At 39.6% G+C, this 13609-nt stretch carries 12 protein-coding genes; 6 read left to right on the top strand and 6 right to left on the bottom strand.

Annotated features, from left to right (window positions below; translation table 11 throughout):
* Positions 1–91 precede the first annotated feature (91 nt).
* A complete protein-coding gene (fumC, locus tag KIV10_RS12010; protein WP_214114070.1) occupies positions 92–1477 on the bottom strand; it encodes a class II fumarate hydratase in 1386 nt (461 codons plus the stop codon).
* Positions 1478–1639: 162 nt separating this feature from the next.
* On the opposite strand from fumC, the gene KIV10_RS12015 reads away from it, so the two are divergent.
* A complete protein-coding gene (locus KIV10_RS12015; protein ID WP_214114072.1) occupies positions 1640–1816 on the top strand; it encodes a hypothetical protein in 177 nt (58 codons plus the stop codon).
* Between the two features lie 163 nt (positions 1817–1979).
* On the opposite strand, the gene KIV10_RS12020 is transcribed toward KIV10_RS12015, so the two are convergent.
* From KIV10_RS12020 to prfB, 4 genes are all read right to left on the bottom strand, one after another.
* Positions 1980–4475 carry an outer membrane beta-barrel family protein gene (locus tag KIV10_RS12020; protein WP_214114074.1) on the bottom strand — a complete coding sequence of 832 codons (2496 nt, stop codon included), beginning with the start codon at positions 4473–4475 and terminating at the stop codon, positions 1980–1982.
* A gap of 85 nt (positions 4476–4560) precedes the next feature.
* On the bottom strand, positions 4561–4902 hold the full coding sequence (arsC, locus tag KIV10_RS12025; protein WP_214114075.1) for an arsenate reductase (glutaredoxin): 342 nt from the start codon (positions 4900–4902) through the stop codon (positions 4561–4563).
* A gap of 17 nt (positions 4903–4919) precedes the next feature.
* Positions 4920–5399 (bottom strand): hypothetical protein, encoded by a 480-nt coding sequence (locus KIV10_RS12030; RefSeq protein ID WP_214114076.1) that lies wholly within the window; start codon positions 5397–5399, stop codon positions 4920–4922.
* A 30-nt stretch (positions 5400–5429) separates the two neighbouring features.
* Positions 5430–6537, bottom strand: a protein-coding gene (prfB, locus tag KIV10_RS12035; RefSeq protein ID WP_214114078.1) for a peptide chain release factor 2 whose coding sequence is annotated in 2 segments (ribosomal slippage) — positions 5430–6473 and positions 6475–6537 — 1107 coding nt in all. Because the reading frame shifts where the segments join, the coding sequence is not laid out codon by codon here.
* Positions 6538–6710: 173 nt separating this feature from the next.
* On the opposite strand from prfB, the gene KIV10_RS12040 reads away from it, so the two are divergent.
* The gene (locus KIV10_RS12040; protein WP_214114079.1) at positions 6711–7340 is read left to right on the top strand and encodes a hypothetical protein; all 630 of its coding nucleotides are present in this window, start codon (positions 6711–6713) and stop codon (positions 7338–7340) included.
* 3 nt (positions 7341–7343) lie between these two features.
* On the top strand, positions 7344–8366 hold the full coding sequence (locus KIV10_RS12045; protein WP_214114081.1) for a threonine aldolase family protein: 1023 nt from the start codon (positions 7344–7346) through the stop codon (positions 8364–8366).
* 71 nt (positions 8367–8437) lie between these two features.
* Here the strand turns inward: KIV10_RS12045 and KIV10_RS12050 are convergent, their stop codons facing one another.
* Complete coding sequence (locus KIV10_RS12050; RefSeq protein ID WP_214114082.1) at positions 8438–8761, bottom strand: YbaB/EbfC family nucleoid-associated protein; 324 nt, start codon at positions 8759–8761, stop codon at positions 8438–8440.
* A 136-nt stretch (positions 8762–8897) separates the two neighbouring features.
* Between KIV10_RS12050 and KIV10_RS12055 the strand changes: the two genes are divergently transcribed.
* From KIV10_RS12055 to KIV10_RS12065, 3 genes are all read left to right on the top strand, one after another.
* Positions 8898–11033 (top strand): S9 family peptidase, encoded by a 2136-nt coding sequence (locus tag KIV10_RS12055; protein ID WP_214114083.1) that lies wholly within the window; start codon positions 8898–8900, stop codon positions 11031–11033.
* Between the two features lie 76 nt (positions 11034–11109).
* Entirely contained in the window at positions 11110–12147 is a 1038-nt protein-coding gene (locus tag KIV10_RS12060; RefSeq protein ID WP_214114085.1) for a PLP-dependent cysteine synthase family protein, read from the top strand.
* Positions 12148–12317: 170 nt separating this feature from the next.
* Positions 12318–13583 (top strand): aminotransferase class I/II-fold pyridoxal phosphate-dependent enzyme, encoded by a 1266-nt coding sequence (locus KIV10_RS12065; protein WP_214114087.1) that lies wholly within the window; start codon positions 12318–12320, stop codon positions 13581–13583.
* Positions 13584–13609 lie beyond the last annotated feature (26 nt).

The raw sequence follows: 13609 nt of genomic DNA on the forward strand, positions 1-13609 counted from the left end.
TAAACACCTACAAGGTTTTAAAACCTTGTAGGATATTCGTGAATTCGTGGTTAAGGAAATCATCAATCGAAATTCGTAAATCGATAATCCTTTAAATCATATCTTCAGGTTTTACCCATTCATCAAATTCTTCAGCGGTTACGTAGCCCAAGTTCACCGCTTCTTCTTTTAATGTAGTTCCATTTTTATGGGCTGTATTTGCTATTTCAGCAGCTTTATAGTAGCCAATTTTTGTATTGAGGGCAGTAACAAGCATCAGACTGTTGTTTAATTGCTTTTTGATAACGTCGTGATTTGCCTCTATGCCTGCTGCGCAATGTTCCTCGAAAGAAATGCAGGCATCACCAATAAGTTGGGCAGACTGTAGGAAATTTGCAGCCATTACGGGTTTAAAGACATTCAATTCAAATTGTCCCTGCATTCCGCCCACAGCAATTGCCATATCGTTGCCAATCACCTGTGCGCAAACCATCGTGAGCGCTTCGCATTGCGTTGGGTTCACTTTACCGGGCATAATTGATGAGCCAGGTTCATTAGCGGGTATTATTATTTCTCCAATTCCACTTCGGGGACCACTGGCGAGCATTCGTACATCATTTGCAATTTTATTCAATGAAACCGCAAGTTGCTTCAATGCGCCGTGGGATTCCACAAACGCATCGTGTGCCGCAAGCGCTTCAAACTTGTTAGCAGCTGTTATAAAAGGCAGACCAGAAAATTTCGCTATATATTCTGCTACTTTTATATCATAACCCTTAGGTGTGTTAAGTCCTGTACCTACCGCAGTTCCGCCCAATGCAAGTTCAGATAAATGTGGAAGTGTATTTTTTAACGCTTTGATTCCAAACTCAAGTTGCGTGGCGTAACCGCTAAATTCCTGCCCAAGGGTTAGTGGCGTGGCATCCATAAAATGCGTACGGCCAATTTTTACCACATTTTTAAATTCTTCTGCTTTGTCTGAAAGGGTTTTTTGAAGTTTTTCAACTCCCGGGATGGTAACCTCAATCAATTTTTTATAAGCCGCTATGTGCATTCCCGTTGGGAACGTATCGTTTGAAGATTGACTTTTGTTTACATCGTCATTCGGTTGAAGTGTTTTATCACCTTCGCCAATGGTTTTTCCTGCCAGTTGGTGGGCGCGGTTTGCAATCACTTCGTTTACATTCATATTACTTTGCGTGCCACTTCCGGTTTGCCAGATTACAAGCGGAAATTGGTCATCGTGCTTTCCATCCAAAATCTCATCACAAACAGCTGCAATGGCATCCCGTTTTTCTTCTGAAAGAACGCCGAGATCGCAGTTGGTATAAGCGGCAGCCTTTTTCAAATAGGCAAAACCGTAAATAATTTCTAAAGGCATAGATGCTGGGCTTCCTATTTTGAAATTGTTTCTGGAACGCTCCGTCTGTGCCCCCCAAAGTTTATCGGCCGGGACTTGAACCTCGCCCATGGTGTCTTTTTCTATTCTATATTTCATATTAAAATAATTTTGAAAGGATTGATGGCAAAGGTAACGAAAAGCCAAAAGTTGTTCAACCCGCGCAGTTGTTTATTTGTTGTGAATAAATAGGAAATTCCTATAGTGTTTTTTGAAAAAATCCATTTATATTTGTGGCATCAATTAAAAACCAGTTACGCTATGTTTACATTTGAACAGTATTTAGGATTTCTTGCATTTTTGGTGATCATCACCCTTGGTTTCTGGTTAATGATTTTTCTTGTGAGTATAATTCCTTACTGGATTGGTGGGTCTTTGATGGAGAAATATAAATTGAAGCGCGAAGAGAAGAAGAGAGCTCTGGAAGCTAAAAAATAATTCTGTTGAATATATTAATCAAAAAAGGAAGCTATTTGGCTTCCTTTTTTATTTTGTGTAAATATTAAGTCTTGTGAAATTTTTCCGAAAGTAGTAAAAAGGAATAGTTTACGGGTACTTTATTTTGACTGCTTTCAACTAAAAATTTAAAGCTAAAATTTTACTATCCCTCAAACTCGCCATCATCTTCTCCACCATCTCTATTTCCGCGTTGTTGACGTTGTTTTTGCTGGTTGAATCGATAGGTGAAGGTCAACGAAACCAATCGTTGTCTCCATTGAAATTCATTATCGCTCGTAAATGTTTCAGCGTTGGTGAACGATCTGCGTATGCGGCTGTTGAATAAGTCGCTTACATTAAGTGCCAATGTTGCGTCTCCATCAATAATGTCTTTGCTCATTGCCATATCCACGGAAAGAATTGCCTCATTTTCAGTCTGGGCATTGTTTGATGGACCACGGTAAAAACCATTGGTCTGCCAATCAATTTCCCACGGCAATTTGATTTTGGAGCTCAATCTTGAGAAGTAGCTCGTATTTTCTGCTCCATAATCTATATTGTTGAAGAAACCTTCCGTTTTAAAGAAAAAATAATTGAAACTTCCATTGAGTTGAAGCCATTTTGCGGGATTGTAAAGTATTCCCAGTTCAAAACCATAACGATCATTCGTTGAAAGATTTATGGGAATTGTTCTAATAATCGGCACCCCGTTACTGGTAATCTGTCCGGTACTTTCCTGAACGCGCTCGAAAGCATCAGTCTCATGCTGATAATAAACGGACGAAGTAAATGTGAGTTTTTTCCATCGGCGTAAATACCCGAGGTCAAAAGCGTTTGAGTAGGCTGGATCCAGTTCTGGATTTCCTTGAAAAACATTCGCCTCGCTGGAACGGGAAGGAAACGGATTGATAAACCAATTTCGGGGTCTGTTAATCCTTCGGTTGTAACCTAAGGTGATGTTTTCGTTTTCCTTTAATTCATACGTTAAATTTACGGTAGGGAATAGCCCAGTGTATTTTCTGTCAAAATCCAAATCAAAGCCATTGTTTGCGGCAATATCTGCTGCTTCAACTTGCCCTTTCAGTTGTGTATGCTCTAGCCGAAGACCCAATAAAAACGAAAACTTTCCTAGTTTGTTCCCATATTGCGAATAGAATGCATGCACATTTTCATCATATGTGAATATATTTGAAAGACTATCATTTCTTATAAAGTTTCCAGAGACACCGTCTTCCTCAAGCAGGAGATAATCGGTTTCTGTACTTTCAAAATTACCTCTATAACCTGCTTCAAATTGGGCTTCTTCGCCAATTGGCAATATATAATCTGCCTGCGCCAAGTATTCTTTCTGGTTTTCCTTATTCCGAATATCCTCTGCGGGCAACACAACAGTAGCGGGAAAAGTGGTGCGCTCATCAATAAATGAAAGTTGGGTTTCCCGGTCCCTTGCAAGTTGGAAATCTGCTGTTAACTTTTGGCCATTATCATCTAGATTATTCACATAATTCAATGAAAATTGATAACTGGTATCATCCTCGCTTTCAGTTTCTGTTCGGGTAATCTGTTCCGCAACGCTACCATTTTGAAAATTTGAGGTGTTATTTGTGGTTACATCCGTATCATCGCCCAGACGTAAAAATGCACTTGCGGTAAGCGAAGACTTTTCGGTCAAGAAATATTCGATGCCCAAGTTTGTATTGAAGCCTTGATCCAATCGATCATATCTTCGGTCTTCCACGACACGCCCAAATTCTGGCTGGATGGTTGTGGTCTCGCCAGTTTCAGGATTAATTCTATCGTAAGGAAAATAGGTGTTGTCGAAAAATGCATTTCCGGGTGCATCTCTGTAGCGAATTCCCGTGGTATTGAAAATATTAAATTTATCAGTCCGTAAATTGATGTTTGCCGTAGCGGTGCTGTTTGTGGGAACACCAATACTCGTAGTTATGGAGCCGTTTAACCCCAGCGTTTTTTCTTTCTTCAGAATAATATTTAAAATACCGGCGGTACCTTCCGCATCATATCTTGCTGATGGAGAAGTGATTACTTCAACACGTTCAATAGCATCCGCCGGAAGTTGCCGAAGCGCATCGGTAGAGCCGAAACCTGCGATGGCAGAAGGTTTTCCGTTGATGAGAATGCGCACGTTATCATTTCCGCGAAGCGCAATGGCTCCATCCACATCTACCGTTACTGATGGAACATTATTCAAGGCGTCACTCACGGTAGCCCCACCAACTGTTAAATCCTTGCCTATATTATATACTTTTTTGTCGAGCCTTATCTGAACCTCTGTAGTCTCTGCGCGCACCACTACTTCATCCAAGCTTGAGGCATCCAGCGCTAACGTCATTGTGGGCAGCGTGGTGTTTTTTGTAAGATTCTGATTGGTAAGTTGCTTGGTTTTATATGAAATAAATTCAAATTGCACAGTATATCGGCCGGGAGCCACATCAATGGAATAATTTCCATCGAGATCTGTGATGCCACCTGTAACGGTTTTTCCCTGCTGATCTATAAATGAAACTGTTGCATATTCAAGTGGAAAATCAGTTCCCTGTTCAATAATTTTTCCTTTTACAGTAATCTCTCTATCAGATTGTTGGGCAGAAATTAGGGAAGATACAAGTAGGCATAGGGCCAATAAATAATACTTCATAGTAGTTTTTAGCAAATTTGACACACGAAAATAGCCTTGGTTTAACGGGCTTCTGCTAATTTTCTGTTAAATAAAAAAGGTTGAATTATAAAATATCAAGCACCTTCTCGGGCGGCCTGCCGATTACGGCTTTGGTACCTTTTACCGCAATCGGGCGCTCCATCATTCTAGGGTGTTCAATCATTGCATCTATGATTTGCGAATCACTTAAATTTTGGCCCGAGTAGTTTACCTTCCAATCTTTTTCCTGCGTGCGAACCAGATTAATGGGTTCAATACCCAAAAGTTCTATTATTTGCTTTAGTTCAGCGTGTGTTAGGGGTTTTTGAAGATATTTTACAATTTCTATTGTTTCACCCTTTTCTTCCAGTAGTTTTAGGGCTTCGCGGGATTTACTGCAGCGTGAATTGTGGTAGAAAGTTATCAATTCTTATTATTTTAAATTTATAAATACGGAAGCAATTCCAGTTCTTTGTTGAAATCGTATTGCAAATCTTCGTGGACCGTTGGTATTTTTTTTTTTATAAAATCCAATTGCCTGTTGTAAAGATTTTTGAGCAACTGATTTCGTTTTATAGATGGGCGAAACGCTTCAAGCTTTTCACAAAAATAAAGCAATAACTCAATTTCGGTTTCTTTTTTTGTTGAATAGCGAATGTATTTTTTCACCTCCCGAAGTATTTTGCGCACGCTTTTCTTCACATAAAAAAACGATTTGGAATTTATGGCTGAAAACTGTTCGTCCATCAGTTTTTTTATGGAAAGCACATAACCTTCCTCATTTTCGACTTCAAAAAGAAGATACGTCAATAACTCTTTATTTTCCTTCTTAAATTTTGAAAGTCGAAGGCAAAGCTCCAGCAACTCCTGTGTTGAACGATGATTTAGTTCGGTTTTTATTTCTTTAACGGAAGCGGCTTTCATTGATAATTTTCAAAAATTAGGATGAGCAATTTACAATTCATCACTCTTTTCCTTCTGTCCGGTCATCATTAAATAGGCTTTTAGAAAGCCATCAATTTGGCCATCCAGCATCGCGTCCGTATTTCCTGTTTCGTGTCCGGTGCGAACATCCTTTACAAGTTTGTACGGATGTAGCACATAATTACGTATTTGCGAACCCCATTCAATAGCAAGTTTGCTGTCCTCAATTTCAGCGCGTTGCGCCAACTGTTTTCTTAATTCAATTTCATATAGCTGTGATTTCAACATCTGCATCGCTTTTTCACGATTGTCCAGTTGGCTTCGGGTTTCGCTATTATGGATTACAATTCCGGTAGGGTGGTGGGTCAATATCGCCTTTGTTTCAACTTTATTCACGTTCTGTCCCCCGGCACCGCTGCTTCGGGCAAAATCCCAAGAAATATCTGCGGGATTAATTTCAATCTCTATAGTGTCGTCCACGAGCGGATACACGTAAACGCTGGCAAAACTGGTGTGCCGCTTTGCGTTGCTATCAAATGGAGAAATACGCACGAGACGATGCACGCCGTTTTCGCTTTTTAACCAGCCAAAAGCGTATTCGCCCTCAATTTCCAGCGTCACAGTTTTAACGCCGGCAACGTCACCGGGTTGAAAGTTGAGCTCCTTCACCTTAAAACCATTTTTTTCGGCCCACATTAAGTACATTCGCATCAGCATTTGCGCCCAATCGCAACTCTCAGTTCCACCGGCTCCCGCAGTAATCTGTAGGACGGCACTCATATCATCACCTTCCTCGCCCAGCATGTTTCGAAACTCCAATGCTTCCACAGCAGTTTCCGCTTTTTCAAAAGCGGCTTCCACTTGCTCGGGAGTGCCTTCACCCTCTTTGTAAAAGTCAAGCAGGATTTCAGCCTCTTCAGTATAGTTTTCAGAATTTTCGAAATCGGTTACCCACTTTTTTTTGGTACGAAGTTCTTTCATAAAAACTTCGGCTTCGCGCGGGTTATTCCAGAAATTGGGATCAAATGTTTTTTCCTCTTCGTTTGTTATTTCAACACGCTTTGCAGCAATGTCAAAGATATTGCCTCAAGGCCGCAACCCGGCTTTTAAGGTCTTTAATTTGGTCTGTTGTGGTCATAATTTATATCCGCAAATGCGGAAATTTTAAAATTTGAAGCTGGTTAAAAATTGAACGCCTTGCTTCAAAATGGGTTTAGGCGCAAAAATACCATTAACTTCGTGAGAAGAATGCATTTTTCGTTTAATTTTAACCCTTCCCGATTTTAGAAACCAATCAAAATCTTTTTTTTTATGAAAAAAACATTTCTTCTCTTATTGATGCTCTATTCGTTTTTTGCCATTTCGCAAAACGATGAAGCCTATGTGGATGAACAAATCGCACAGCGTGTGGCCCAGTTTAAAATGGGCAATATTTCAGATTACATCATTAGAAAGGATTTTTGTGAAGGCAATATCCAAATGTTCAAAATGCCTGATGGGAAAATGTGTTCTTCCGCGTCCACGTATTATTCGGTTTATGTTTTTTGGAAAGAAAATGAAAAACTTCAAGTTGAAAAAATTGATAATTGTGGCAGTTTTGAAGTTTTATCCGTTTCAGACACAAAATTTTTTGACAAGGCACTTGAAATGAAAAGCAAACTTGAAAATGAAGAAGTTAAACCGTATAAACCCAAAAATCAGGAAGCGAAGCCTACAGGAAACATGCAGGTTCAGGATTGCCGGAAAGAATTTAAATTCCATTTAGGAAATAGCGATTTTGAAAAATCTTTCAAGGAATATGATCTTGGCAATAATTCAACGTATGAAAATGTAAATTCAGAGTATAACAATGCGCTACCGCTTGTGAAACTTGATCGAAATATTTCGGAAATTATAGAAACATTGGAAAGTGAAGGGAAATTTTTCAGAAATAAAAAATAGAAAATGAAAATTGATTTAAGAAGCGATACCGTAACCCGCCCAAGCGAAGAAATGATGCGAGCCATTATAAACGCCGAAGTGGGTGACGATGTTTATAAAGAAGATCCAACCGCAAATAGACTGGAAGCACGGGTCGCGGAATTTTTTGGGATGGATTCCGCATTGTTTTTCCCTACGGGAAGTATGGCAAACCAAGCCGCAATAAAAATGCATACCCAGCCCGGAGAGCAATTGATTGCCGATAAATGGGCGCACGTCTACAATTATGAAGGCGGCGGCGTTTCCTTTAATAGTGGGGTTTCCTGCAAGTTGGTTGACGGCGACCGCGGCATGATTACCGCTGCGCAGGTTGAGGAAAATATTAACCCTCCAGATTTTTACCACAGTCCGCTTACAACGCTTGTTTGCTTGGAAAACACCACCAATAAAGGGGGCGGAGCATGCTATGATTTTTCAGAAATTGAAAAAATACGAAGCGTTTGTGATGCCCACGGACTTGGACTGCATTTGGACGGCGCGAGGTTGATGAATGCACTGGTCGCCAAAAAAGATAGCCCAAAGGATTACGGCCGGGTTTTCGATACTATTTCCATCTGCCTAAGCAAAGGCTTGGGAACGCCAATGGGAACAGTTTTGGCGGGAAAAAGTGAAATTATGAAAAAAGCGATGCGCGTGCGGAAGGTATTGGGCGGTGGAATGCGGCAGATAGGATTTATGGCCGCTGCGGGACTATTTGCTTTGGAAAATAATGTGGAAAGACTAGCAGAAGATCATAAAAGAGCTTCCGAAATTGCTGAAGTTTTGGCGCAATTGGAATACGTTAAAAAAGTAGAGCCAACGGAAACAAATATTGTTATTTTCTATTTGGCTGTTGGAATTTCAGATGAAAAATTTATGGAAGATCTAGCCCAAAAAAATATCCGTATCAGTAATATGGGGCAGGGAAAACTGCGCATCGTCACACATCTTGATTATACCCAAGAAATGCACGAGAGATTTTTGGAAGTTCTGAAAAACTATAATTAGATTTTAAAAGCACGAATCCACGAAAATTTGTATCAAATTATCCGTGAATTCGTATTTAAATTTTCAGAAAATTATTTGAACATATCCAAACCGGGAATGTCGGGCATTCCATCCTTTGCGACTGCGGCTACTTCGGTTTCGTGGACATTTGTTGCTTTTTCAATAGCTTTGTTCAGTGTTAAAATAAGATAATCTTCCAGTTGCTCTTTATCTTCAAGCAAACTATCATCAATTTCAATTGTCTTTATTTTTCTATTGGCCGTGAGCGTAATTTTCAAGAGCCCATCGTTGCTGGCTTCGTCAATCAGGACGGTATCCATTCTTTTTTTAGTGGCTTCAACTTTTTGCTGGGTTTCTTTTAGTTTACCCATCATTCCCATTAAATCTCCAAACATATTTTTTCGTTTTAGTTTGGTGCAAATTTACTAATTTGCACGGCTACTAATCAAGCTATCGGATTCAATCTTGGCAATATTTTGAATAAATAATCATTATGCTTTTTGATCCGTGAATCATTATAACATTCTATAGATGAAAAATTACACCTTGTTTTCAATTGCTTCCCTTATTTTTGCCGTATCAATACAAGCCCAGGAAATTTCAAAAACTACTATGAAAATCACGCCACCCAAAGCAAAAAAACTTTTGAAAAACCTTGAAAAGCATGGTGATATGCGTGCCGATAATTATTATTGGCTGAACAACCCAGAAGATAGCGAGGTTATTGATTATTTGAATGCGGAAAATGCGTATTACGAGCAAATGACGGCGGACACGAAGCAATTTAAGCAAGATCTATTTGAAGAAATGAAGGCGCGGATAAAGGAGGATGATGAATCTGTTCCCTATAAACTGAACGGATATTACTACATAACGCGATACGAAACCGGAAAGGATTACCCAATTTACACTCGAAAAAAAGGCTCGCTTTCAGCAAAGGAAGAAATTCTATTTGATGTGAATGAAATGGCAAAGGGGCATTCATACTATAATCTAACGGGGCTCAATGTTTCCGAGGATAATAATTTGGTTTCTTTTGGTGTGGATACCTTGAGCCGAAGAAAATATGATATATATATTAAAAACCTAAAAACAGGTGAAATTTATGCCGAAAGAATCCCGTTGACAACGGGCAGCGCAACCTGGGGAAGCGATAACAAAACACTTTTTTACACGCGAAAAGATGAAAAGACGCTGCGCGCAGATCGTATTTATCGCCACACGCTAGGCACGGACCCAATAACCGATGAGCTTGTTTACACTGAAAAGGATGAAACTTTTGGCACATACGTTTACAAAACGAAGTCAAAAAAATACATCGTAATCGGTTCTTACAGTACGCTCACTTCTGAGTATCGAATTTTAAATGCCGATACCCCTTTGAAGGAATTCAAAGTTTTCCAGCCGCGGGAACGTGGTCTGGAATATAGTATCTCGCACTATGGTGACAATTGGTATGTGCTTACCAATAAGGATAAAGCCCTCAATTTCAAATTGATGAAAACTTCAGAAGAAAAAACCTTGAAGGAAAATTGGGTAGATATGATTCCGCACCGCACCGATGTGCTTTTGGAAGATATTGACATTTTCAAGGATTATTTGGTCATAAGCGAGCGCAGGAATGGCCTTACGCAAATACGAATAAAAAAATGGAAGGGCAATGTTGACTACTACCTTCCTTTTGATAATGAAACTTATACAGCATTCACCACCCAAAATCCTGAATTTGATACCAAAATCCTTCGGTATGGCTACAATTCGCTGAATACACCCGCTTCGGTAATTGATTTCAATATGGAAACCAAAGAAAAAACGGTTTTAAAGGAGACTGAAGTATTAGGTGGAAAATTCGATAAAAATAACTATGAAACCGAACGTCTTTGGGCAACTGCGGCAGACGGCACCAAAATTCCAATGTCTATAATCTATAAGAAAGGTATCCAAAAAGACGGCAGTAACCCGCTGCTTATTTATGGATATGGCTCATACGGTTCAACCATTGATCCCTATTTTTCAAGTGTTCGCTTGAGTTTGCTTGATCGCGGATTTATCTTCGCAATTGCCCACGTTCGCGGTGGCGAATATTTAGGTAGACAATGGTATGAGGATGGAAAATTATTAAAAAAGAAAAATACGTTTACGGATTTTATAGATGCCTCAAAACATTTGATTGCTGAAGGCTACACATCTCCAGAGCATTTATATGCCTCGGGAGGATCTGCGGGCGGGCTGTTGATGGGTGCCATTGCAAATATGGCTCCGGAACTGTACAATGGAATTATTGCTTCCGTACCCTTTGTTGATGTGGTAACCACAATGCTGGACGATTCCATACCATTGACTACTGGTGAATATGACGAATGGGGAAATCCCAATGACCCTGAATATTATAATTATATGAAGAGTTATTCTCCATACGATAATGTGGAAGCAAAAAATTATCCCAATATGCTTGTTACAACAGGCCTGCACGACAGCCAAGTTCAATATTGGGAACCTGCAAAATGGGTGGCGAAAATGAGGGAATTAAAGACAAATGACAATATGTTGTTGCTTCATACAAATATGGATGCTGGACACGGTGGGGCTTCCGGTAGGTTTGAGGCATTAAAGGAAGTTGCTATGGACTATGCCTTTTTGCTGCATTTAGAAAGAATTAAGAACTAATTAAAATATTTCCTTACCTTTGTATGGTTTAAAATTTCAGCTTTGCTGAATATTTTTTGTAACGAACTTCCTTTTTATGAAAGATGAAATAAAAGCTCATGATAATGTATTGTCGCTTATAGGCAACACACCGTTAATAAAGCTTAACAAGATTACCTCAAAGATGAAAGGTAATTATTTCGCAAAAGTTGAAGCGTTCAATCCAGGACACTCCACCAAGGACCGCATCGCACTTTACATTATAGAACAGGCTGAAAAAAGAGGTATTCTTAAACCGGGAGATACTATCATTGAAACCACTAGTGGCAACACTGGTTTTAGTATTGCTATGGTAAGTATTATAAAAGGGTATGAGTGCATTCTAGCCGTGAGTTCAAAATCTTCAGCAGATAAAATTGATATGCTGAAAACAATGGGGGCCAAGGTATATGTCTGTCCAGCCCACGTTAGTGCTGATGATCCACGTTCCTATTACGAAGTGGCAAAAAGGCTTCACAATGAAATTAAAGGCTCGGTATACATAAACCAATATTTCAATGAGTTGAACATAGACGCCCATTATCAAACCACAGGCCCTGAAATTTGGGAACAAACGGCGGGAAAAATCACACATTTGGTTGCTTGCAGTGGAACGGGCGGAACAATTTCCGGTACGGCGAGATTTCTGAAAGAAAAAAATCCGAATATTAAAATTATTGGTATTGATGCTTATGGCTCGGTACTTCAAAAATATCATCAAACCAAAGAATTTGATGCAAATGAAATCTATCCATACCGAATTGAAGGTTTGGGTAAAAACTTGATTCCTACCGCAACAGATTTCAACATTATTGATAAATTCGAAAAAGTGACGGATGAAAGTAGTGCGCACACAGCGCGCGAACTAGCCAAAACCGAAGGGCTTTTTGTGGGTTACACTAGCGGCGCGGCGATGCAAGGCCTAAAACAACTTGAAGAAGATGGCGAATTTAATGAAACCAGTAACATTGTGGTAATATTTCCTGACCACGGTTCTAGGTATATGAGCAAAATATATAACGATAACTGGATGAACCAACAAGGTTTCTTCGATTCTGAAACTGCTGAAATACACAAAATTGAATTCATCAAATAGAAAAAATAATACTATTTAAAATAATTTCAAGGACCGATTAATAGATTTAATCGGTCTTTTTGTTTTATGATAAATTCCGTTTGGAAGCTCTTTCTAAAATCATTTGTTAATTCTTGTTATGCTGATTTATTTATTTAATTTTGCCGAACTATTTTAACAACCCATTATTGATGAAAGATTTATTCGATAAAATCTATAAAGATAAAGGCCCCTTAGGAAAATGGGCCGAACAGGCGGAAGGTTACTTTGTTTTTCCAAAACTGGAAGGGCCTATTTCAAACCGAATGAAATTTAAGGGGAAAGAAGTAATCACTTGGAGCATCAATGATTATTTGGGTCTCGCCAATCACCCAGAAGTTAGGAAAGTAGATGCCGAGGCCGCTGCAAAATATGGCTCGGCATACCCGATGGGCGCTAGGATGATGAGCGGGCATACAGACTTGCATGAGCAATTGCAGCGTGAGCTTGCCGCATTTGTAAATAAGGAAGCCGCCTATTTGTTGAATTTTGGCTACCAAGGGATGGTCTCAACCATTGATGCCTTGGTTTCCAAGGACGATGTAATTGTTTATGATGTTGATGCGCATGCTTGTATTATTGATGGGGTCCGTCTTCATTTGGGACAGCGTTTTACCTACAAGCATAACGATATGGAAAGCATCGAGAAGAATTTAAAGCGTGCCGAAAAAGTTGCAGAAAAAACCGGCGGTGGTATTCTTCTTATATCTGAAGGCGTATTCGGGATGCGCGGCGAGCAGGGAAAATTGAAAGAAATTATCGAGCTTAAGAAAAAATATAATTTCCGCTTTTTTGTTGATGATGCGCACGGTTTTGGGACCCTTGGAAAAACTGGAGCGGGAGCAGGTGAGGAGCAGGGCGTACAGGACGGTATAGATGTTTACTTTGCCACTTTCGCAAAATCAATGGCGAGCACAGGGGCATTTATTGCTGGTGATGAAGAAATCATGAATTATTTGAAATACAATCTTCGTTCACAAATGTTTGCAAAATCCCTGCAGATGGTTTTAGTGGAAGGAGCCTTGAAGCGTTTGGATATGCTCAGGACTATGCCTGAGTTAAAAAATAAGCTTTGGGAAAACGTGAATGCACTCCAAAACGGATTGAAAAAACGAGGTTTCGATATTGGTACTACTCAAAGTTGTGTAACTCCAGTTTATTTAAAAGGAAGTATTCCTGAAGCAATGGCACTTGTAAAGGATCTACGTGAGAATTACGGTATATTCTGTTCCATTGTGGTTTATCCAGTTATCCCTAAAGGGCTGATTTTATTGCGAATGATTCCTACGGCATCGCACACCATGGAAGATATAGAGGAAACCCTTGATGCTTTTTCATCAATCCGCGAACGATTGGAAAACGGAACGTATAAGCGTCTTTCCGCAGCGGTTGCTGAAGCAATGGGAGAAAAAATATAAAATTGAAAACTTTATAAATCAAAAAA

Source organism: Aequorivita echinoideorum (genome assembly GCF_018476645.1).
Lineage (GTDB): Bacteria > Bacteroidota > Bacteroidia > Flavobacteriales > Flavobacteriaceae > Aequorivita > Aequorivita echinoideorum.